The following is a 23299-nucleotide window of genomic DNA, read 5'->3' on the forward strand; positions in this document are numbered from 1 at the left end:
CTGTTAGTTTTCCAGTCCTTCGCTTCCTCCATGCCGTCTTTCCTTTCTTCGGGCCTTCTGAGCCTCGCCCTTCTGCTCGCCGACTGCACCCGGCCACCCCAGCCCGCTTCCGGGCAGGCAGCCACGCCGCCCAACCCAGCGCCCTTGCGCCAGACGGTCACCTCGCCGCCCCAGGTGGTGCTGCCGGCCGCGGAGCTGCGCATGGGAGCCGAGCAGTTTGACACTTATCTGCCATTACTGAAAGGCAAGCGCGTGGGCCTGGTGGTCAACCAAACCGCTCGGGTAGGCCGGGCTTTCCTAGTAGACACATTGCTGGCTAAAGGGGTAGGCGTGAAAGTTATTTTCGGGCCCGAGCATGGCTTCCGGGGCGAAGCCGCCGATGGCGCAACCATCAAAGACGGCAAAGATGCCCGCAGCGGCCTGCCCGCCCTTAGCCTCTACGGGGCCACCAAAAAGCCTACGCCCGAAATGCTGAAGGATGTGGATGTGCTGGTGTTTGATATTCAGGACGTAGGAGCCCGCTTCTATACCTTTATCAGCACCATGCACTACGTGATGGAAGCCGCGGCCGAGCAAAATAAGGAGGTTATTATCCTCGACCGGCCCAACCCCAACGGCTGGTATGTGGACGGCCCCGTGCTGGAGCCGCAGTTTAAAACATTCGTGGGCATGCACCCTATTCCGGTGGTGCACGGCCTGACGGTGGGCGAGCTGGCTCAGATGATAAACGGCGAAAAGTGGCTGGCCGGTGGCCGCCAATGCCGCTTAACGGTTATTCCGGTGGCGGGCTACACCCACACTACCCGGTATAATCTTCCCGACCGGCCTTCGCCTAACCTGCCTACCGCGCACTCCGTCTCGCTGTATGCTAGCCTGTGTTTGTTTGAAGGTACCGATGTAAGCGTAGGCCGGGGTACTGCCATGCCGTTTGAGGTAATTGGAGCGCCCACCCAGCCCAAAACCCGGCCGTTCAGCTTCACCCCAACGCCGAACCCAGGCTCCCCTACCCCTCCGCAAAACGGCAAGCTCTGCTACGGCCAAGACCTGCGCCAAACCGGCGACGACGTAGGCTTCACACTACGCTACCTGCTCGATTTCTACCAGCAAAGCACCGACAAGGCCAACTTCTTTAACAAAGGATTTGAGCGCTTGGTGGGTACTGCAGCATTGCGCCAGCAGATTATTGCAGGCAAAACAGAGCAGGAAATCCGAAAATCCTGGGAGCCGGCGCTGGGCCAGTACAAAGCGCTGCGGAAGAAATATCTGCTCTACCCCGATTTCAACTAACCTCTACCCTAGTAACACGCCCCGCCGGTCGGGGCGTGTTGTTTTCTTTGCATGGCTGATACATCTACTCTTCGCATCATTTTCATGGGTACGCCGGAATTTGCCGTGCCCACCCTGGAAGCCTTGCTCTCGTGGTCTGGGGCTGCGGTGGTGGCCGTCATTACGGCGCCCGATAAGCCCGCCGGCCGCGGACGGCAGCTACAGGGGTCTGCCGTGAAGCAGGCGGCCTTGCAGCACGGGCTGCCCGTGCTCCAGCCCACCAACCTCAAGGATCCGGAGTTTCAGCAGGAGCTACGCGCCTTGTCCGCCGATTTGCAGGTAGTAGTGGCCTTCCGGATGCTGCCCGAAGCCGTCTGGAATATGCCGCGGCTAGGCTCCATTAACGTCCATGCTTCCCTGCTACCGCAATACCGTGGGGCCGCTCCTATCAACTGGGCCCTGATTCATGGTGATACGCAGACGGGCGTAACCAGCTTTTTCCTGCGCCACGAAATTGACACGGGGAACCTCATCTATCAGGATGCCGTGGCCATTGCCCCTGAAGATGACTTTGGCTCGCTCTACGAAAAGCTGAAAGCAGCCGGTGCTGCGCTAGCATTGCGCTCCGTGCAGGCCATTGCCGCTGGCACGGCACCCAGCATTCCGCAGCCAGAAATAGTTGAGCTGCGCCCGGCGCCTAAGCTCCAGAAGGAAACCGGCCGCCTTGATTTTCAGCAGTCGGCGCCGGCACTGGCCAACTTGGTACGGGGCCTGTCGCCGGTTCCTACCGCTTTCACGCAGCTACCCGATGGCCGCACCCTGAAAGTATTCAAGGCACTGCCCCTCGATGATGAGGAAGCCAGCGGCCCCGATGCGAACCAGCCCGGCAAGTGGTTTACGGATGGCCGCACCTACTTGCGCGTGCAAACGGCCAGTGGCCTGCTCGACCTGGTAGATCTGCAGTTGGAAGGCAAAAAGCGCATGCCGGTCCAGGAGTTTCTGCGCGGGTTCAATGCTACTAGCCTTGCCAGCTAACTAAACCCCTACCTAAGCGGTTTGCCGGTTTGAGCGCCGCGCAGGGGTAGCAACTGTGCTTACTCATTCATAATTTATCACGCATCAGCCCTTCAACCCTATGACTGCCCTAGTAGTAGCCGTGGCCGAGAACGGTGTAATTGGGGGCGACAACCGCCTACTCTGGCACTTGCCTCTGGATTTAAAACATTTCAAGCAGCTCACGCAGGGTCACCCTGTGGTTATGGGGCGACGCACCTATGAGAGTATCGGTCGGCCGTTGCCTAACCGAACCAACATTGTCATCACCAAGCAGCAAGACTGGCAGACCGAGGGCTGCACTACGGCGCACTCAGTGCTGCAGGCTTTAGAACATGCCCTCACGCTCGATGAGAATGTCTTCATCATTGGGGGCGGCGAAGTTTACCGCCAGGCCTTGCCCGCCGCCGATACCGTGTACCTAACCGAGGTGCATCACTCCTTCGATGGCGACATCACCTTCCCAGAACTCACCTCTACGGAGTGGCGTGAGGAAAGCCGGGAGCGACACGAACCCGACGAAAAGCACGCCTATCCGTTCAGCTTCGTGACGCTGCGGCGCCGGTAAGCATCCTGGTTTTACTAGCTCTTGCCAGAGCCCAAACCGATTGAAAGCAGCACTATCTGCTGACACGACACACTAGCTGGCTTTCTGACTGACTTGTATGCAATAAAAAAGAGGCTACCGAATCCGGTAGCCTCTTTTGTCAGATGGGTTGGCTTAGCGGAGCAATACCAGCTTGCCCCAATCCTTTTTGAAGGCTTTATCGCCAGCGGTGGTACGCTGCTTGAATTTGCCTTCTGGGTCGTCGAGAATTACTCGGTACAGATAGGTGCCGTTGGCCAGCCGGTCGCCGTAGGTGTCGGTGCCGTCCCAGGCGTATTCGGTCATGTTGTTACCGATGCGCAACGGGCCCAGATCCGCCATCATGATTTCCTTCACCACCCGCCCCGTTAGCGTCACAATCTGGATTTTCATGTCGCGCGGCAACGTGGAGCCCGTGAGCGTGAACACGAACTTGGTTTTGCTCGTGACGGGGTTTGGATACGGGAATACGTTGGTGATGGTAGAATTGCTGATTACCTCAAACGTGATGCGGTAAGGCTCGGAGCCTGCTAGGTTACCCGAGCCGTCACGGCCCTGCACTTCCAAGGTATATACCCCATCCGGCAGCGGCGTGCTCTTGCCAGGCTGATACTCCAGTCGGGCAGTTCCCTGGGCAGAGTCGGCCACGAACGTAATACCCGCCGCATTTAGGTCAACGGGTTCGGAGGTGGTACTGAGCGGTCGTGTGATGGCCACGATAAACGACGAGGCATCGCGCATGGGGCGCAACTTATCAACATCGCGCAGCTGCAAGGTAATAATAGGCGTCGGCGATACGATGTCGCCGTTGAGTAAGTGCCGGCCATCGAATGCCACATCAAGCGTGGGTGGCGTATCACGGCTGTTCAGCTCAAACGGCGGCAGTGCCAGTTCGTTGTTGAAGTAGTACAACTCGGGCTGCACCCGTGGGTTCATCACTACTTGTCCGGTCAGGGTCCCGCCCAGCCCAATGATGTTCAACTTCACCTCATAGGTGCGCTGGGTGTGCGCTAGCAGCGGATTGCCCTTAAACTCCACCTTCTTCTCCACGGTGCGGTTGGCATTGTCGCGGATGAGAATGGAAGCTACTAGGGGGTCCGTAAAGTCGAAGTCCGATACGTTCTGGAAGCTTACCGGTACCGTGATAGTACCCGTTTGGGCCTGCTGGGCGAAGGTAGCGGCATCGTATGCAGTAGGTGAAGTGGCTAACACCACATCGCGGCGCACAACCCCTTCCGGCACACCCTGGTAAGTAACTAGCCACTGCTCCAGCTGCGGAGTAGCGCCTCCACCATTCGTGCGCAATACAGCCTGCAACTGCAGATACGGATACTTCTCGGCGGAAACGCTGCTCAACGACTCGGTCCGGTTGGTGATATTCGGATTCAGTACTACCTCATTTCCCGATTCATCAATGCCAATAAGACGGAGCGTGTAGCTGTTTGAGGTAGTTGTCCGGATGGTATGGAAGAGGGACTGCCACTCGCGTGCCGGCCCAATGCGGGTGGAGGTGATAGTAGCTTCCTGCCCATTATTATTAAAAGACCATTGCCCACCGGGCACGGCCACCTGTATGCCGTTCAGCTCATCGCGGCGGAACTGGCCGGGGTGGCTCTGCGACCATCCGCCCGAGCGGCCATTTATCACTCGGAAGGAGCTAGTGGCCCACTCGGGGATTTCATCGCCCTGGGCAGCATGCAGGCGCAAGCGCCAGTACCACACTACACTGTCGCGGCCCACCGTAGGCAGCGTTACCTGCCACTCCGGCACCATCACGGCCGAGAGCTTGGTTTTCTGAATCAGGGGGCTGTTGAACGTCTGAACGGTATCCACTTCCATGTCATATTCCCGGGCAGTAGTCGTGATGACGTTGCTTTGGCCAACCAAGCGCACCACGGTGGTGCCTATGATGCCAAACTCCGGCGGGCTAAGCGCTGTAACGCCACCCGTCAGGAACGAATACTCCAGGGTTGCGCGGTTGTTGGTTTCGTCCAGCTCGTCAATCTTGTTAGCTGGGTCCAGTTCCACCGTGAACGTGTTCAGGCCCGCAATGCTACTGCCCGTGGTTGGGTTTGTGATGGTGAGAGTGTACGTAGTATCGCGGCGGGCCTGAGGCACCGAGAACAGCAGTATCTCGTTCGGCCGGCTGGTATAGGTGCGCGTCACCCGAATTTCCAGCGTGCCTTTCGTGCTGCGGCCGGGGTTGCTAACGCCTACTTTCAACTCAAACGTGCGGGCCGTGATGGGCACTAGTGAGGGTGAAACCTGCAACTGGTTGTCAGCCGTCTGGAAGTCTGGCTTGTCCGGCGAGAACAATTTCAGCTCCGGGTCACCCTGCCAGATGGTGTTCATCAACATGGCAGTGCGGGCCGTTGGGCGGGGGCTATTGCCCTGCAGACGCCGAGTTACCTCGCGCTGCACCTCGGCCACCGGCCGGCCATACCACGTAGCGTCAGAAAACAGCAGTTTGGCCATTTCAGTGTGCATCACATGCAGGTCAGTCTCAAAGCCTAGGTCCGAATCGCTCAGGAACCCAATCAGGCCTTTGGAATCAGCCAGCAGGTAATCCTCGCCGCCAAATGAAGTGGGCCCGCGGAACGAGTTACCCGCCGAGCATCCACTGATGTACCACACCGGATACTTGCCTTTGTTGGCAAACCCGGTGGTAGGATCGTTGATGTTGGCAATATTCCACATCAGGTTATGCGGACCACCATGACCAAAATAGGAGATGAACGACAAACCGGCATTGAAGTCGGCGGCTAGGTTCAGCGGAGGCGTATCGCCGGGAGCAGTGCCGGGGTAATCGGAGCGGCGGTAGGTTTTTACCACTTTTCCTGAGAAGGGCGGTTTCTGCACGTACGCTGCATAGGTGTTTACGTAGCTCGTAAACACACCATCTTCTTCGGCACCTCGGCCGCCCGACATATGCAATACATTCCGGCGCCACGGCTCGTAGCCCAGCGCTTCATGTTCCTTTAGCTTGTTCAGGTAGTTGAGCACCTGCGTAGGCGTCTGGGTAGAAAGGCGGCCGGTGTTCATGCGGGCCACAAAATCGTTGGTCTGCCAGTTTGCCGTGAAGAAGGCATCGGAAATGCCTCGGGTGCTGGCGGGCACCAGGTTACGCACCGGGTTAGCGCTGTTACAGCCGAATGTATTAGGACTGGTTCGGATAAAGCCACAGTTGTTTTCGCTTACGCCAATGCCCTTGCCTAGCAACAGCAACGACTGGGGCCGGTTGGAGCCGGTCAGCATAAACTGAGCAAACTGCCGCACCGCCAGCGCCGACATCTCACCGTAGTGAAACTGGTCGTAGAGCTGCTGGGAGGTAACCACCAGCGTATCCCAACGGCCGCCCTGGCTGGAGGCCCGGTAATCAGCATACGCCCGCACCGGATTAGCTACGCTGCCTACCGGCTTCATCAGCACGGGGTGCGACACGATTAGGAAGTTATGGGCGCCGGGCGAAATCGACCGGAAACGGACCCGTTTGGCGGGCCGGGGCTGCAGAGGCTGGCTGACATCGAAGAGCAGCAGATTACGCGTGCGTCCATCAGTAGCAGAGGCAAAGCCAAATCCCCGCTGGTTAGCACTAGGTCCTTCATTGCCTTCAACCCGCTGCACATTATAGGCATCCGTGATATCGAAGCCGCGGACGGTAGCCGGAATAGAATCGAGCTGGAAGTACGCCGGGCCGGTTAGGGAAGAGTCGTTGGAGAAATACACCTGCCGGCGCTTGGACAGCCAGCGGTTTGTTTGCGGATGAATGACGCGGGTGAAGGCCACCCGACACCGGTCGCCCCAAGCGGCGCGCAGGCCCGAGCCTTTCTGCGTGATGCTCAGTTGAATGCGGCTACCCGTGCGGTCAGAGGGTAGCAGCGGAAACATGCCACGGCCCGACCCAAAGTTGGAGAAGTTGATGGTTCCGAGCACGCGTGTACCACCAGGGGCCACCACCGAAACTTCCGATATGTGCTGCCCCATGCTGGAACCTACCAACTGAATGTCCAGCAGCATGCGGGTAGCATCCGTAGATACCGACCACACAGAATCAGCCCGCACATTCAGCTTGATAACCGTAGGAGTAGAACTGCCATTCTGGGTGAAAAACAGTGCTTGATCTGCACTCAGAAAGCCCTCACCCTCCTCTGCCCACGGATGGTAAATATTGTCTTCGTCGCTGATAACGTTGAAGGCATTGGTGTAGGCTTGATAGGCGCGGTTCAGGCGGTGTGGGTGCGGAGCCGAGGCCGCCGGATTCGACTGCGCCATACGCTTTCCGGTAGCGGCGTTCGACCACGTCAGGAAATACGCGGCTGTGTCGGTGAACATGCTGTACAACGGCTGCGGCTGGTCGGCGGCCAGCCGGTACATGCCCCGGTCCAAGGCCGCATCATTCTTCTGGCCAAAGAACTCGATGTAGGTAGTGGCATCGAGAGCGGTTTGGTTGCCGCCCACATAAATGGCTACTTCCTTTCCGCGGCGCCACAGCTGCAGGCGGTCGGGGCTTACGCCGCTGATACCCGCTTGCTGCAGGTACTGATAGTCGAGCCGATAGATGCCATTCTGGGCTACCTGTACTTTGTAATATTGCTGGCCTGGCACAATCCATTCGTTGCCAAACGGCCCGGACTGGGCCTGCGCAACCGAAATACTGAAAATCCAGAGCAGAAACGCCAGCCACCGTAACTTCGGGTAAGCCTGTTTCATATAGTAGTGCGTTAGGGTTCCGATGAGGAAGGTAAAGGCTGCAGAGAGCTGCAGCTATTGGTACAGGGCAGGGTTTACTTGAAACCGTAGCCTAGTGATACTATAATAGAGGTTGGCTGAGAGCGTTGGCCTAGCTTTTCTACGGCCAGTCGGGAAAGTGCCATATCCAGCCGCAAGCCGCTTAATGCCACCCCAACGCCTAAGCTGGGCTGCGCTTTCCACTCCTCGGAGCCAGTAAAGGACTGCACCTGCTGCAGATTCCCGATACCGCCGCGCAAATACACTAGCTGCTTATAGCCTAGTTCCAGGCCCGCCCGTGGGTCGAGGCTAACGGCGCTGGACGATACGAGCGTGTTACGCTGGCCGTCCGTGGAGATTTCGAGGTCGAAGGCACCTAGGGCAGTAAACTCGCCGGGCAACTGCACCAGCCGGCCCACGCCTAACACAAAGAGAGGAAGCGTGATTTCAGTGCTGTTCTTAGGAATAGGGTCGGTGCCCTCCGGGGAGCTAGTAAACTTGAATTCGTCGCTGTTGATGGACCACGCATTGTAGGTAGTGGTAATGTCGCGCGCCATCAGGCCCAGGCGCCAGTTGTTGCGGTTGTACTGCACGCCGGCATCAATACCAAAGCCCCAGGCATTGGCGAAGGAGCCCACATTGCGGTAAATCACTTTGGCATTGGCTCCCACTTGAAGCCCCTCTATGCTCTCTATTTTGCGAGCATAGGATAGCAACAGCGCATAGTCGGCCACGGAGAAGTAGCGGATGCGGGTGTAATCAATGTAGCCGTACTCATTTACTAGGTCGCGGGTATCGGCAATGTCATCTACGCCTAACCGGATGATGCTGGCCCCTAGGGCGCTTTTGTCATCAAGCGGCATAGAGAAGGCCGCGTAGTCGTTTTTCACGATGCCCGAGAACAGCTCGTTGTGCATCAGCACGGCATCGTACTTGGTTTTCTGGTTGACCAGACCAGCCGGATTCCAATAGCCAGCGGTAGCGTCATCGGCCAGTGCAACTTGCACTTTGCCCATGCCAAGCGCGCGCCCTCCTACCCCGATATTCAAAAATTCATTGCTGTATTTAGGCGTTTTGGTCTGGGCCAGTGCGGAGCTAAACGCGCCCAGGCTCAGGCCCACGCCCAACACGAAGGCAGCACAACGGGAAAAGTGAGGCATAGAAGTGTAGAACCAGATAATCAGGAAAGAAAGATTAACGCGGCAGCAACGCAAGATACTTATTTATAGTGCGGTTTGGATTCAGGTTCTCGGTAAACGCTGAATATCAGCGGGTAAATAACCAGGCCCAAACACACCGCCTACCCTCTTGTGTGGCGCAAAGCACCTAGGCGAGTAGCAACCCCTCCAATATAAGCATATCCAGTTCTGATAGAAGGTATGGAAGAGGCCTCAACTGAAAAGATTTCAGGGCAGCCGGAATGCGCTAAAAAAATATTTTCACTAGTACCTTGCGTTACATAGTACCTTTGATTATCTTTGACTCATTCTTCACCGATATCTGCCTCAGCCCATGAAAGTCGAGAACACCCAAGTGCAGATGCGGAAGGGCATCCTGGAGTTCTGCATTCTGGAAATCATTGCCCGCGGAGAGGTGTATGCGTCAGACATGCTCGAAGAGCTTACCGCAGCCCGCATGATTGTGGTCGAGGGTACGCTTTACCCGCTCCTGACGCGCCTCAAAAACGCGGGCCTGCTGGACTACACCTGGAAGGAATCTACCAGTGGCCCTCCCCGCAAGTACTACACCCTCACGGCCGAAGGCCAAGAGTTCCTACACCAGCTTCGGCTCACGTGGGAAGAGGTCCAGGATTCCATCCGCATCATCCGCCAGAAGCCCCACGCCAATGGCAGCGCCCCAGCGGAACCGCTGCTTTAGCCGCCCGCCCGCTTCTAGTTATTGTTGAATTGTTGCAGCACCGAGATGAAAAAGAACATCAGCATCAACCTTCAGGGCATGATCTTCCATATTGAGGAAGATGGCTACGACGTGCTCAGCCGCTACCTGGCGGAAGTGAAGAACCACTTCAGCGGGTACCGGGGCCACGAGGAAATTGTGGCGGATATCGAAGGCCGTATTGCCGAGCTGTTCGCCGCCCGCCTATCCCCTCTCAAACAGGTGATTACGCTGGAAGACGTACAGGCTATGACCGCCAAAATGGGTCGAGTCAGTGACTTCCAGACCGCCGATGAGGCCGAGGACGACGAAGACATCCTCGCTTCGGCCGTGGCCAATGGCACCGCCCAGGGCGCCTACACTGGCTACACCAGCACCGGCACTGAGTACACTGCTACCCCCGAGGACGGCACCAAGCGCCTGTACCGCGACATGAACAACCGCAAGATTGCGGGCGTGGCCGCCGGTATTGCCCGCTACTTTGGTACCAACCCGCTCTGGATCCGGCTGGGCTTCCTGGCCTGCTTTATCCTGCTGCCCATCCTGCTCGACAACGCCTGGCTGGATGAGTTCAGCGAGAAGCTGGCCTCCGTCACGCTCATCACCTATGTGGTGCTCTGGATTGCGCTGCCTAAGCGCTACGACACGCCGCCCTCCGACGAGGACCCCGTATTCCGCAAGCTGTACCGCGACACGGATACCGGCAAAGTAGGGGGCGTATCGTCCGGGCTAGCTGCCTACTTTAAGGTGGATGTGGTCCTGATTCGGATTCTGTTCATCATCGGGTTCTTTGCCGGAGGCTTTGCCATCCCGCTCTATATCATCCTGTGGATAGTTCTGCCGGAGGCGAAAACCGCCTCCGACAAACTCCGCATGCGCGGCGACGCGGTAACCTTATCGGCGCTAGATAGCAACCTACGAAACAATGAGTTGCAGGATGACGGCACCCCCGTAAATAACCGGCCGGTAGGTACGTTCCTGGAGAATTTCTTCCAGAACATCCGCCCGCTGATTGATCTGCTGGGCTCGGCTATTCGGGTGTTTGCTGGCGGCTTGCTGGTGCTGCTGGGCTTCTCGCTGCTGCTGGCCTGCACCATTCTGCTGGGCGTGGGCCTGGGCATGATTCCGGCCTCTGACAACATTGAACTCGGCCCGCTACAGCCCTTCATCCTCTTCAATGATATTTCGCCCCTGGCCATCCTGAGCTTCTTCCTGCTGACGGCTATTCCGGCGCTATCCTTGCTGCTCGCTGGCATCGGATTGTTGCTGCGCCGCACGGTGATGCATCGTACTACCTCGCTCACCCTGCTGGGCTTGTGGCTGCTCGGTATCATTGGCAGCAGCATTGCCGGCACCCGGCTGGCCCGGGAGTTTCAGCGCGAAGAGGAAATTACCCAAACAGTTAACCTAGCTCCGCTTACCAAGCCCAGCCTGGTGCTGGAGCGCCGCCAGCAAAACGATGGCGAGTGGCTGGACCTGGACCTGATTGGTATTGACAGTGCCCAAACGCCCCGTCTAGAGCGCGTTATCTCGGCCCGCGGCGCTACGGATGAGCAAGCCCGCCAAACGGCCAGCACCTCCGTGGTTCACGCCATCCGGACGCCGAATGACTCTACGCTCAGCATTGATGACCACTTCACCATCAAGTCCGGAGCCCGCTTCCGCGACCAGGAAGTAAGCCTGCGCCTGCTGATGCCCCGTGACCGGACTTTCCGGATGAGCGAGGAGTTTGCTAACTGGCTCAGTGATGAAGACTACGTAGATAGCCGCGCCCCCATCCACCCCGAGCGGCACACTTACCGGATGCGCGGTAGCCGCGTAGAGTGCATCGGCTGTACGGAAGAGGACCTACAGGGCGGCCCTAATGCCGACAACGAGGAGAACGAGGATTACGAGGCCGGCCGCGAGGATTCAGATGTTGACCTGAACTTTGGCAGCATCGAGTCATTCAGCACCGACGAAAACTCGTATGGCCCCGATCGCCAGCGCTTCGATGAAGATGGCTTCGACCACGTGAGCATCGTGGGCCCGTTCCGGGTGATTGTGCGCCAAGGCGGCAGCCATAGTGTGCAGGCGGCTGGCAATGGCCGGGCCCTGCGCGACATCAAAGTTGAGCGCAATGGCAATGAACTCACCATCCGTCCCCGCAACCGCGACCTGTTCGACTCGCGCAACGACTCTTCCGACCGGATTCTGCTCACCATTGAAACGCCCGAATTGAATGAGCTGGAGTTGGTGGGCGGCACCCGCGCTGATGTGGACGGTTTTAACTCCGGCTCGTTGCAAATAAAGCAGGCCGGCGGTAGCCAGCTGCGGTTTCAGGGTAACCTGAATGATCTGCGGCTGGAGCTGGCCGGTGGCTGCCAGACTAGCTTAAAAGGCAGCGCAGACCGCCTGCGTATTGAAGGCGCCGGTGCCTGCGAGGTAGCCGCCGCCAACTTCACTGCCCGCCGCGCCGATATCAATGCCATCGGGGCCAGCAAAGTGCGGGTGCGCGTAACGGAAGAACTGGAAGCTGATGCCATTGGGGCCAGCGAAATTGAGTACAGCGGCAGCCCCAAAACGGTGCGGCGCGAGGCCATCGGAGCGGCCGTGGTACGCTCCGTGGACTAGGTCATCCCGCAAAGCGAAGCCCGGATTCTACTGGGCTTCGCTTTGCGGGATGAGTACTATCGGCCCAAGAAAAAGCTTAACGGTTGAGCTTTGGATACTAGCTCAACACCTGCGGGCAACCTCGCTTTTAGTAGCTCAACATTCAAGGTGCAGTTGCAACAATCTGATTCTTCCACCGTTGTATACTAGACAAAGCAAATAGTGCTATATTCCTAGCTCATTTTAGGTAACCGTCTCTATTTCCATCGCATCATTCTTCCGACTTCGGATACCGATAGTGGGTCAAGCTAGTGAGTGAAAAGGTGAGACCCGAAGGAAGCTTTGGCCTACCCTCCTGCTGCAACAGGAAGGCCCGAGCTTCCTTCACTATTTTTAGGCCCCTCCCCGACGACGCTACCTACTCTTTTACTGGCACTACTAGCCCTTTGTGGCGGCCCAACTCCAGCAGCAGCGGAAAGGCCTCGTAGTACTCATTGCGCACTTTGCCATCCAGAATGGCTTCCAGCACGGCTTCCTTTAGCTCACCTACCTCGCGGGAAGGCTTCAGACCAAAGGTTTCCATGATGATTTCGCCGGTAATCACGGGTTTGAAATTGCGCAGGTGGTCCTTCTCCTCAACTTCCTTGAGCTTTTGCTCCACCACATCAAAGTTGCGCAGGTAGCGAGCCACGCGCTGGTGGTCTTTGCTGGTAATATCGGCTCGGCACAGCAGCATCAGGCGGTCAATATCGTCGCCGGCTTCAAACAGCAAGCGCCGCACCGCCGAGTCCGTCACGATTTCCTTGACCAAGGCAATGGGCCGCAGGTGCAGACGCACGAGCTTTTGCACTTGGCGCATTTCTTCGCCCAGCGGCAGTTTCAGATCGGTAAAGATGTTGGGTACCCAGCGCGCGCCTTTGTCTTCGTGGCCGTGAAAGGTCCAACCCACGCGCTTGTCGTAGCGCTTAGTGGCGGGTTTGGCAATGTCGTGCAGAATGGCCGCCCAGCGCAACCACAAGTCGCCGCCAGTTGCCACCACGTTGTCGAGCACTTGCAGCGTGTGGTAGAAATTATCCTTGTGCGCGTGCTGACCAACCTTCTCTACCCCATACAGTTGGGCCATTTTCGGGAAGATGAGGTGCAGCAACCCACACTGAAACAAGAGCTTAAAGCCGTAGCTAGGCTTAGGGGCCATGATAATCTTGTTCAGCTCAACGGTAATGCGCTCCTGCGACACAATCTTGATCCGGTCCTTGTTGCGCGCAATGGCATCGTAGGTATCGGGCTCAATATCGAAGTTCAGCTGCGTGGCAAACCGGATGGCGCGCATCATGCGCAATGGGTCATCGGAGAAGGTGATATCGGGGTCCAGCGGCGTACGGATGATGCGGCGCCCTAGGTCGCCCATGCCATCAAACCGATCTACTAAGGCACCAAAATCTTCGGGGTTCAAGCTCAGGCCCAAGGCGTTGATGGTAAAGTCGCGGCGGGCGAGGTCTTCTTCCAGCGTACCGGCTTCCACTTCCGGCTTACGGCTTTCGGCGCGGTAACTCTCCTTGCGAGCGCCTACAAACTCTACCTCAATTTCGGGGGTAGGCAGCATCGCCGTCCCGAAGTTCTTGAACACCGTGACCCTAGGGCGACCCGGCAGCTTGCGGCCAACTTCCTGCGCCAGCTTAATTCCATCACCTACGCATACCACGTCCACGTCCTTACTAGGCCGCTCTAGCGCCAAATCCCGCACAAAGCCACCAATTATGTAGGCGGGGTAACCTAGCTCGCCGGCGGCGCTGGCAATGGTTTGAAACAGGGGCAAATCGGGCAGTTGGGGGGTCTTCATGCGCAGTACGTTGAGCCGCAAAGGTACGGGCTCTGGCTTTGGGAGCGAAGTGCGGCCTGCTCGTTTCTAGTCGCGCAGCACTTCCAGGCCTCCATCGGGCAGCACGCGTACTACCCGGGAGGGCGTGGCTGGCGCGTCATCCTCCTGGCGCCAGCGCACCACGTAGTCGGCTCCGCGCACCAGTTCTGGCGCTATGTCTTTATAAATAGCCGGCGTGGGCTGCCCGCTCAGGTTGGCTGAGGTTGATACCAACCCATGCCCTAGGCGCCGCACTACTTTTTGGCAAAACTCATCATCCTGCACCACGCGCAGCCCAATGGTTCCATCTGGAGCAAGCAGATTGGCAGCCAAGTGGCGGCTACCCGGTACTACATAGGTGGTTGGGCGCGTTTGGCTAGCTAGTAGCTCTGCCAGATTCGGGGGCACTACCTCGGCGTAGCGGGCAAACATTTCAGCATCGGCCACAAGCACAATGCAGGCCTTTTCAGCAGGGCGCTGCTTAAGCTGGTATACTTTATCCACCGCCGGTGGCACCTCGGCATCACAGCCCAGCCCCCACACAGTATCAGTTGGGTACAGAATTACTTGCTGCAACAGCAGCGCATCAACGGCAGCTTCTACTTCTTCGCGAAAGAACTTCGGGTTCATATTGACTTGAGGTTTACTGAGGAAGGGTACCTAGCGAATGGTCTGGCACAGTTCTACCAGCACGCCATTTGCTGACTTCGGATGCACAAAGCACACCAGCTTGTTATCGGCGCCGGGCTTGGGTTCCTCATTTAGTAACGTGAAGCCAGCTTCCCGCAACCGCGCCATTTCGGCCCGGATGTCATCTACTTCAAACGCAACGTGATGAATACCTTCAGGCTTCTTATCGAGGTAGCGCGTGATGGCACTCTCGGGCGAGGTGCCGGCTAGCAGCTCAATCTTGGAGCCACCTACCTGAAAAAACACCGTATCAACGGCCTCCGAGGCCACATGCTCCCGCTTATAAGGCTCCTGGCCGAGCAGTGTGGTGTAGAGTGCGGTGGCTGCTTCCAGGTCTTTAACGGCAAGCCCTAGGTGTTCGAGGTTGGTGAGCATAGGTTGGTCGAAAATGCGGGGTAGCCGTATAGCGCGGCTTCTTTGGATTTGTTCTACTTTTGTGGAGACAAAGTAAAACCAGTTCGCCGGTTTTCGTGTTCTACCTGCGAATGATTCTCCGCTGAAACCAGAACCCCCGAGCCATGCTCAAGCTACCTATTTACCTCGATAACAACGCTACCACGCCCCTAGACCCTCGGGTACTGGAGGCCATGATGCCGTACCTGACCGAGGTTTTCGGCAACGCTGCCTCCCGTAACCACCCCTTCGGCTGGGCCGCCGAAGAAGCCGTGGACTACGCCCGGGAGCAGATTGCCAGCCTGATTCACTGCGACCCCAAAGAAATCATCTTCACCTCGGGTGCGACCGAGTCCGACAACCTTGGTATCAAGGGTGTTTTTGAGATGTACTCGCAGAAAGGCAACCACATCATCACCGCTACCACCGAGCACAAAGCCGTGCTTGACACTTGCAAGCACATTGAAAAGCTAGGTGGCCGCGTAACCTACCTGCCCGTTAACGCGGAAGGTTTGATTAGCCTGGAAGAGCTGGAAGCTGCCATGACCCCAGAAACCATTCTGGTGACCATCATGTACGGCAACAACGAAACCGGTACCATCCAACCCATCCGCGAAATTGCTGCTATTGCACACAAGCACGGCGCTTTGTTCATGACGGACGGCACCCAGGCAGTTGGCAAAATTCCGGTGGACGTCATTGCTGATGGCATTGACTTGATGGCGTTCACGGCCCACAAAATGTATGGCCCTAAAGGGGTGGGTGCGCTGTATGTGCGCCGCAAAAACCCACGCGTAAAGGTTACCGCCCAGATGGACGGTGGCGGACACGAGCGGGGCATGCGCTCTGGTACCCTCAATGTTCCTGGCATTGTGGGCCTGGGTAAAGCCTGTGAGCTGGCTCGCCTTGAAATGGCCGCCGACACCGAGCGCCTCAGCAAAATGCGCGACCGTCTGGAGCGCGAGCTGCTGACGCTGGAAGAAAGCTATGTGAACGGTTCTCGCGAGCACCGTCTCCCCCACGTTGCTAACATTTCCTTCAAATATGTAGAAGGTGAAGGCCTGATGATGGGTGTGAAAGACCTCGCTGTTTCTTCGGGTTCGGCTTGTACTTCTGCTTCACTGGAGCCGTCGTATGTACTGAAGGCCCTAGGCCTCAGCGACGACCTAGCTCACAGCTCCCTGCGTTTTGGCCTGTCGCGCTTCACTACCGATGAGCAGATCGACTATGCCATCAATCACGTGAAAGAAGCTGTTACTAAGCTTCGTGAAATGTCGCCGCTATGGGAGATGTTCAAGGAAGGCATCGACCTCAACTCCATTGAGTGGGCTGAACACTAAGAATTGTTGAACTTAGTGCGAGCAACCTGTACTTGAATAGGTTAGACTCTCGTATCAAGGTTTACACTCTCATATTAAACTTCTCAAACAAGCCATGGCTTATTCCGATAAAGTAATCGACCATTACAGCAACCCCCGCAACGTGGGCACGCTGGATAAAAGCAAAAAGAACGTTGGTACCGGCCTGGTAGGCGCTCCTGAGTGCGGCGACGTGATGCGCCTGCAAATTGAGGTTGATGAAACCACCAACACCATCACCGATGCTAAATTCAAAACCTTCGGCTGCGGCTCGGCTATTGCCTCGTCGTCGTTGGCTACAGAATGGCTGAAAGGCAAAACTGTTGACGAAGCTTTAGCTATCGACAACATGGAGATTGTGGAGGAACTGGCCTTGCCGCCCGTTAAAATTCACTGCTCGGTACTCGCTGAAGATGCCATTAAATCGGCCATCAACGACTACCGCGTGAAGAATGGCCTGCCTGAGTTGGAAATGGCCAAGTCGCACCACTAGTCAACTGGCAGTTTAGGTCGGCCCCTTTTGTGTGCTGCTCTTTAACTGTACTAACTGACAATACTTGACAAGATATCTGTTGAGGTAGCTAACAGAAGGTGCCCGGATTCAGCCATCGATAGAAGTCTATCTGATGTTGGGCCCGGGCACTTTGCTGTTAGCGTTATTGATTTAGGCGTCAGCCTCCGCGTTGCACTAGCCTCCAGATTCTTTCAAACCGGTTAACCCGCGTCGGAGTTGGCTTAAGCTAAACTCCCAAGTGCCAACTGCAGCCTGACGGCGATAATCCGATAGGCACGTGCTGAACACAAATGCGGTAATTCGTGTTGTATTACTTGCTAGCAGCTTAGTATTGGATGTTGCTGGCACTCAACCTCAAGCCTATTTCTCATGATTACCGTTTCTGATAAAGCCAAAGCAAAAATCGAGCATCTGATGCGCGATGCAGAGTTGGATGCGACTTACCGTCTGCGTGCTTCTGTGGCTGGCGGCGGATGTTCGGGCCTAAGCTACAAGCTCGACTTCGACAATGAGGTGAAACCTATGGATCAGGAGTTCGAAGACAAAGGTGTGCGCGTAGTAGTTGACATGAAGAGCTTCCTTTACCTGGCCGGCACTGAGCTTGACTTCTCCGATGGCTTGAATGGCAAAGGCTTCTACTTCGACAACCCCAATGCCTCCCGCACCTGTGGTTGTGGCGAGAGCTTCTCAGTATAGACAACAGTTTGAATAAGCACTGCCCCTAGTAAGTGGGGTAGATAAAGCACAAGGGCTGCCGGATTGTATCCGACAGCCCTTGTGCTTTTGGGTAGTTAGGCGATGTTGTTGGCAGTGTTTATTGCTTCTTAGGCACCTCTTCTACTAGTTTATCAGCTTCCTTATTCTGAACTACGGCAGTATCACCGGCTTCAGGAGCCATATCAGCCTCCACATTATTGGCAGCGTTGCTGGTAGCGTTGGCAGCCTCATCGGTAGCGTTGCCTACATCATTGGCAGCACTTTCAGCAGTTGCTTCCGCGTTGTCCTGCGTTTTTTCGGAACAAGAGGTAGTAGCGAAGGCAGTGAAAGCTGCCAGAATAGCGAGGGTTTTGAAGGAGGTTTTCATAGGAGTTTCTTAGGAGAATGGTAACAATGGGACTTATACTCTTTTAAGAGAAAATCGGCTGAATAATCGAGTAGAAAAAGCTTTACCTAAGCATACTCTTACAGCAAGAGTGGCGGTAACATGGGTGCTAATGTGTGAATTGAGCGTTCTTTTTCAGAGAAGCTGGCTACAAAACTTGGGCTTCTTTCCTTAGTATTTAGTACCTCATGCAATGCAACTCAGTGTTAAGAACAAAAAAGCCACTCCCAAATTTGGGAGTGGCTTTTTTGTTCTTAATGGGCTAGTAGGTCAAGTGAAGTGCTACTTTCTAACAATCCGGCGGGTTACTTTAGTAGTGCCTTCGCCAACGGTTACTAGGTAAGTACCCGATTGCAAGTCGCTCATCTGAAGCTTGCCATCAGCACCCAATACCTGCGAGCGAATTACGCGGCCGCTGATATCAGTGATGGTTGCTCGCAAGCCTGCAGCAGAACCAGGAACCTCAATATTCAGAACGTCAGTAACTGGGTTCGGATACATAGAGATTTCACCCGAGCTGAGGAACGTTACTACAACTGGCGCACTGAAGTTGATGGTACCATCCAAGTCAGTTTGCTTTAAGCGGTAGTAAGAAAGTCCAGCCAGAGGCTTTTCATCAACACCAGCGTAAGTAGAACCAGTTGCGGTGTTGCCTTTGCCAGCACGCGTCAGAATGGTTTCAAATGACTTACCATCCTGGCTGCGCTGTACTTCAAACCCTTTGTTGTTGAGTTCAGTAGCTGTTACCCAAGTAAGTGCTACCTGCTTACCACGCACTTTAGCATCAAAGGACACCAACGTAACGGGCAGAGGTATTTGAGGCTGGTTGTTCGGAACCTTGTAGTTCTCGGCATTCAGCAAGCCATCATCATTGAACTCGAAAGCATAGAAATAATACTTAGTAGCAGGATCTAGGTTACCAACCGTGAAGGATGAGGTAGCACCACTGAACACTACGTAGGTATTACCAGCCTCGATAACAGAGCCTGAACCAAACTGGTAGTTACCATTAACAGTAGTACCAGGAGTGAAATTCTGCTTCAACTGCGGGAACAGTGAAGTAGGCAACTGGCTATACTTAGAAGAAGCGATAATCAGTCGGTTCTGCCCGTAGCTCTGGCCGGCTGGAGGGTTGGACAGGTTGAAAGTGATTACAGCCGTGGTGGAATTTGCTCCACGCACGATGCTAGCCGTTGACTGAGCACCTGGCACTTCTGCAATTGCAAAGCCGTTAGCTGTTCCGTTACCGCTCGTAAGCACAGTTGGTGCACCGTTGCTGATAGCAGCATTCTGGAACGTCAAAGACTGCGTAGATGCACCAACACGAGTAGGTGCATAGCGCACAAGCAGGTCTAGGATACGATTACCGTCGTTGTTGTTTAGTAACGTGTCAGCCTTTACATACGTCAAGCCACCATCGGTCGAGAACTCATACTGAGGAGTACCAGCGCTGTTACGTCCTGGATCCTCTAAGTCAGCTGGGAAATTCAGGTTTAACGGTCCTGTTAGCAGGAACGATTCCAACCGCACCTTTTTCGTGGCCGAAGTGGTGTTTTTTACAATATCATCTCCAAAATAGCCGATTGGCTGGAGCAAACGAACGGTAGGCTGGCTGATACCAGTTACAGAAACGTCACGCTGAGGAGCCGGAGCACTAGTAGCTCTTATCAGGGCATTAATCGTGATGGCATCATTGCCAGGCACGAAACGCACATATACCGGAGCCTGGATAACGTTGTTGTTTCCATCACGCTGGAATGTAACCGACGAAGAGAAGTTCACATTATCCTTCGAAACCTGGAAGTAAGTAGTGCTTGTTCCTTCAACTGGCGCAATAGTCAAATCTTGCAACAGGTTGGTTCCTGATACTAAAAACGACTGCGACTTTGAAACAGTTGTTGGGCGAGTGGCAAACGTGAACGTGTTGTTCGCTGGATTCGTAATCGAAATATCGGATACGTTACCATTTGAATTGGCAGTTACAGTAACCTGTACAGCACTAGCAGCCTGTGGGCTAGAAACCACGATGTTCTGGATGAACGCGCCACTAGTAATAGAAGCAACCAATTTCACTTCAATAGTAACCGGAGTAACAGTTCCGCTTACTGATGGAATCACAAGCGGTTCGCTTGAAAAAGCAGTATTACCAGCTGATGCATTCCGAATCTGAATATTAGATACTGAAGGCGTCAGTGTGATTGGGTTTGAGCCTAGGTTGGTACCGCTAACTGTTAATTGGAGAATAGTTGAAGAACCACTCTGAGTTACATTACCAAAGGCAAGAGTTGTTGGGGTTACATTGATGTTAGCGCCATTTGGAGCACTTGTACCTCTTCCCTCAACTGCTACGGTCCGGGTTGGAGAGTTAGGCGAAGTAATAGTTACGTTATCTGTCTTGTTACCAGTAGAGCTAGGCGTAAAGCGAACATCCACTACAACGTTCGTAACTGAGCCATTAACGGGCACAATCGTCGCAGTTGAGCTAAAGGGATTAGTTCCAATACGAACCTGAAAGTTTGTAGGAGCAGTAACCGTAAGCGGAGTATTGCCTAATCCGCTAGCATTAACAGTAAACGTCTGCGAGGCTGAAGCTGTGCCTTCCTGCGTATCTAGAAAAGACAGGGGGCTGTTATACCCACTAACAGTTACAGAAGCAGGAACTGCAAGCCCTTCACCAGAGACCTGAACATTTTTAGTTTCAGCAGCTGGTGCACCACTCTCTCCCTCACTGCTAAACGTAATATTAGCAATGTACGCCTTCACTACTGTCGGGCGGAAAGTAACGTTTACCGTTCCACCAGTAACTGGCAGAGAAACAGTAGAACTTGGAGTGCTGCCATTATAGCTAACCAAGAAACCTGCTGGAGCAGTTACTACAATGGGATTAGTAAGTGAGCTTCCTGTTACTACTACACTTTGCGGAGCTGAACTTGTGTTGATAACCTGCGACTGAAAACCAAGCGCGATAGGACTAACCTCAATCGTTGGATTTCCTGCAATGCCGGTACCTAACAAGACAAATTCCGCAGTAGTAGCACCTCTTGAAGTGAAGGTCAAATCCTCGTCATATGAACGTTGCTGGGTTGGAGCAAAACGCACGTAAATAGTAGTTGAAACACTGTTACCGTTTCTTGAGATAGTTAAATCAACTCCATCAGCACTGTAGTCAGTAGAATTAAGGCTTCCTTGAAAACCGTTCGGGATTGCAACAGTAACATCACGAGTCAGGTTGCTAGCTTCTACACGGTAAGATTTAGCTGCTGAGGTAGTACCAACAGCAATATCACCAAACCGTTGCGGGTTACCTGGATCAGATGAAGTAACAGTTAGCGTTTGTGCATTACCAAAGAAAGGCAACAGTAAAAGGGCAACCAACGCAAAGAGCCATTGACGACTCAACTGGCCACGCCCATGGCTAGGCAAGTATTTGTTTTTCATATGCTATTATGGAAAGAAGAAGTGTGCGGAATGAAGTCTTTTTAAATGTTATAGCCTGATCAGCAGTACCGGTACCTATACGTAAGCCTTACTTTTCAGACTATAATTTTTCTTATATACAAGAGTACTTTTTATACAAAACGTAATGGATTAAATTTGGGAGCTTTTAACATAAGTCATGCCAAGCTTAAGTTTAGGGGCAAGCTAGATCGTATAATATATTGCGCTCCTAACCAACTACTCCCTCTTTTTTCCTGAACGATTTGTAGCTGCTGTTTTTTTTGATTGGTACGAATTCCGGAGTTACCAAAGCAAAGTCCGTAATACAAAGTTGCACTTTTCGAGATTAAGTGCTTTATCTTTTTTCGTAAAAGACTTATTATTATATAATTATATATTCATAGTCCTAATTTTCTTCATTAACATTCAACTTTGCACATATTATGTCAGCACCCTTATTATCAGCACTTTACTACTATCAATAAGAAGCAGCATTTACACTACTATTAATATTTAACTATATTTGTCTGGTGATATTTTATATTTAGGAAATTAATTGTCTAACCTACTGCTGAATTATGTGGGGCACGAATTCAGATAGATTAGTAATTATTCCCTGCTCACGGCGAAACCCAAGGGCAGCACCCTCACCGCACCAAAATACACCCGCTTGGTACTGCCGCCCACTAGCATCTTGGGGTAGCTCCGCGAAACGCTGATAGACCATTGGCTGCAAAGCGTACTCGCCGGGTACTGCGGGTGCTGCTCTAGTGCCTTTCAACTCGGTTACATCCTGGCCTTCGCGGCCTAACACTGGCTTGCGAACCTGATGCCCTGAAAGCTCTGAGCGAGATGCCTCAAGCAATAATGGGTGATGCGGATAACATAGCCACAGCCAGGTCAGAATTGCTTTGCTTTGAAAGAGTAACGTGTAGGCTGGATTAGCAATCACCACGTCACGGCTTTGTAGTAAGCTCACTAACGAGCTAGTCAGTTCCGGCTCTTCATCGGCTAGAACCTCCCACGGCACTAGCTTGAACAGAAAGCCAAACCGCTGCCACTGTTCAGGTACTACTTCGGCCCATACACCCCGCTCCTCCCCTACTGTAGCCACCTGCATGGCATCAACCGGGCATATGTGTACATCGGTGAAGCCGGCTCCTAGAGCTGCCTCGGCTAGTACGGCGCAGTTGGTAGCGTCTTCGGCACTGTCGGGCAAATGCACTAGCAATAAAGTAGGCTCTAGGTCGTCGTTTAACTCCAGCCAGCGCCCTAGCTGTTCTTGTAGACCTTCAAAAAGGCCATTGGCCTGGCGGTCATCATCCGACAAACCGGCTGCTACCAGGCTGGCCCACTGCATTACGGCCGTTTCCGGAATGCAGGTGGCCGTATCGGCGTTGAACTCAATAAGCTTGGGCCCTTCGGGGGTTTGCGCTAGGTCGAAACGGCCGTACAAATGCCAATGACGGTCATCGTTCCAGGAGTGGCGCACGGCTTCCCATAATAGCTGCGGGATGGCTAGCTCCTGAAGCAAAGAATCAGGAATAGGATCTGGGATGCTGTTTACCAGCATTTCATACAAAGTATCCGCCGCTTGCAGCAAGGCATCGGCCTCAGCCTCCGGCAATTGTACTGCCTCGCGAGCTACGTAGTTTGCACAGGCTTCTTCTACCGCCCAATCCCAACCAAGAGCCCGCACTGCGGGAGCAACATCGCCGGAAAGCGGCAAAAGTTTAATAGGTAAAGCCACAATAAGAAAAGTATCAGAAGGAATACGCTTGTGATTTTCACACGAATAACTACTAGGCACTTACAAGTCATAAGC

The 23299-nt window shown here is 54.4% G+C and carries 16 protein-coding genes; 8 read left to right on the plus strand and 8 right to left on the minus strand.

The window, feature by feature from the left end:
* The first annotated feature begins 30 nt into the window (after positions 1 to 30).
* The 3 genes from ACYVHC_RS04315 to ACYVHC_RS04325 all read left to right on the plus strand — a co-directional run bounded on the left by ACYVHC_RS04315 (position 31) and on the right by ACYVHC_RS04325 (position 2887).
* Positions 31 to 1287 (plus strand): exo-beta-N-acetylmuramidase NamZ family protein, encoded by a 1257-nt coding sequence (locus ACYVHC_RS04315; protein WP_460612435.1) that lies wholly within the window; start codon positions 31 to 33, stop codon positions 1285 to 1287.
* 51 nt (positions 1288 to 1338) lie between these two features.
* Positions 1339 to 2301 (plus strand): methionyl-tRNA formyltransferase, encoded by a 963-nt coding sequence (fmt, locus tag ACYVHC_RS04320; protein ID WP_460612436.1) that lies wholly within the window; start codon positions 1339 to 1341, stop codon positions 2299 to 2301.
* A 100-nt stretch (positions 2302 to 2401) separates the two neighbouring features.
* Complete coding sequence (locus tag ACYVHC_RS04325; protein WP_460612437.1) at positions 2402 to 2887, plus strand: dihydrofolate reductase; 486 nt, start codon at positions 2402 to 2404, stop codon at positions 2885 to 2887.
* 153 nt (positions 2888 to 3040) lie between these two features.
* On the opposite strand, the gene porU2 is transcribed toward ACYVHC_RS04325, so the two are convergent.
* The gene (gene porU2 / locus ACYVHC_RS04330) at positions 3041 to 7615 is read right to left on the minus strand and encodes a putative type IX secretion system sortase PorU2 (protein ID WP_460612438.1); all 4575 of its coding nucleotides are present in this window, start codon (positions 7613 to 7615) and stop codon (positions 3041 to 3043) included.
* A 74-nt stretch (positions 7616 to 7689) separates the two neighbouring features.
* On the minus strand, positions 7690 to 8793 hold the full coding sequence (locus ACYVHC_RS04335; RefSeq protein ID WP_460612439.1) for a putative type IX sorting system protein PorV2: 1104 nt from the start codon (positions 8791 to 8793) through the stop codon (positions 7690 to 7692).
* 352 nt (positions 8794 to 9145) lie between these two features.
* Between ACYVHC_RS04335 and ACYVHC_RS04340 the strand changes: the two genes are divergently transcribed.
* Both ACYVHC_RS04340 and ACYVHC_RS04345 read left to right on the plus strand, forming a co-directional pair.
* The gene (locus tag ACYVHC_RS04340; protein ID WP_460612440.1) at positions 9146 to 9511 is read left to right on the plus strand and encodes a PadR family transcriptional regulator; all 366 of its coding nucleotides are present in this window, start codon (positions 9146 to 9148) and stop codon (positions 9509 to 9511) included.
* Positions 9512 to 9556: 45 nt separating this feature from the next.
* Positions 9557 to 12142 (plus strand): PspC domain-containing protein, encoded by a 2586-nt coding sequence (locus ACYVHC_RS04345; RefSeq protein ID WP_460612441.1) that lies wholly within the window; start codon positions 9557 to 9559, stop codon positions 12140 to 12142.
* A gap of 397 nt (positions 12143 to 12539) precedes the next feature.
* Here the strand turns inward: ACYVHC_RS04345 and ACYVHC_RS04350 are convergent, their stop codons facing one another.
* The 3 genes from ACYVHC_RS04350 to mce all read right to left on the minus strand — a co-directional run bounded on the left by ACYVHC_RS04350 (position 12540) and on the right by mce (position 15044).
* A complete protein-coding gene (locus tag ACYVHC_RS04350) occupies positions 12540 to 13961 on the minus strand; it encodes a CCA tRNA nucleotidyltransferase (RefSeq protein WP_460612442.1) in 1422 nt (473 codons plus the stop codon).
* A 66-nt stretch (positions 13962 to 14027) separates the two neighbouring features.
* Complete coding sequence (locus ACYVHC_RS04355) at positions 14028 to 14609, minus strand: L-threonylcarbamoyladenylate synthase (RefSeq protein WP_460612443.1); 582 nt, start codon at positions 14607 to 14609, stop codon at positions 14028 to 14030.
* A gap of 30 nt (positions 14610 to 14639) precedes the next feature.
* On the minus strand, positions 14640 to 15044 hold the full coding sequence (gene mce, locus ACYVHC_RS04360) for a VOC family protein (RefSeq protein ID WP_460612444.1): 405 nt from the start codon (positions 15042 to 15044) through the stop codon (positions 14640 to 14642).
* Positions 15045 to 15187: 143 nt separating this feature from the next.
* On the opposite strand from mce, the gene ACYVHC_RS04365 reads away from it, so the two are divergent.
* From ACYVHC_RS04365 to ACYVHC_RS04375, 3 genes are all read left to right on the plus strand, one after another.
* Positions 15188 to 16402, plus strand: coding sequence for a PLP-dependent aminotransferase family protein (locus ACYVHC_RS04365; protein WP_460612445.1), 1215 nt, complete (start codon positions 15188 to 15190; stop codon positions 16400 to 16402).
* 94 nt (positions 16403 to 16496) lie between these two features.
* Positions 16497 to 16913, plus strand: coding sequence for a Fe-S cluster assembly scaffold IscU (gene iscU, locus ACYVHC_RS04370; protein WP_044001465.1), 417 nt, complete (start codon positions 16497 to 16499; stop codon positions 16911 to 16913).
* 390 nt (positions 16914 to 17303) lie between these two features.
* Entirely contained in the window at positions 17304 to 17630 is a 327-nt protein-coding gene (locus ACYVHC_RS04375) for a HesB/IscA family protein (RefSeq protein WP_460612446.1), read from the plus strand.
* Between the two features lie 118 nt (positions 17631 to 17748).
* Here ACYVHC_RS04375 and ACYVHC_RS04380 read toward each other — a convergent pair whose 3' ends face one another.
* The 3 genes from ACYVHC_RS04380 to ACYVHC_RS04390 form a co-directional block, all read right to left on the minus strand.
* Positions 17749 to 18018, minus strand: a complete 270-nt coding sequence (locus ACYVHC_RS04380; RefSeq protein WP_460612447.1) for a hypothetical protein — start codon at positions 18016 to 18018, stop codon at positions 17749 to 17751.
* A 300-nt stretch (positions 18019 to 18318) separates the two neighbouring features.
* Positions 18319 to 21474, minus strand: a complete 3156-nt coding sequence (locus tag ACYVHC_RS04385; RefSeq protein ID WP_460612448.1) for a T9SS type A sorting domain-containing protein — start codon at positions 21472 to 21474, stop codon at positions 18319 to 18321.
* Between the two features lie 565 nt (positions 21475 to 22039).
* Positions 22040 to 23224, minus strand: a complete 1185-nt coding sequence (locus tag ACYVHC_RS04390; protein WP_460612449.1) for a glutathionylspermidine synthase family protein — start codon at positions 23222 to 23224, stop codon at positions 22040 to 22042.
* Positions 23225 to 23299: the final 75 nt, after the last annotated feature.

Source organism: Hymenobacter seoulensis (genome assembly GCF_054780535.1).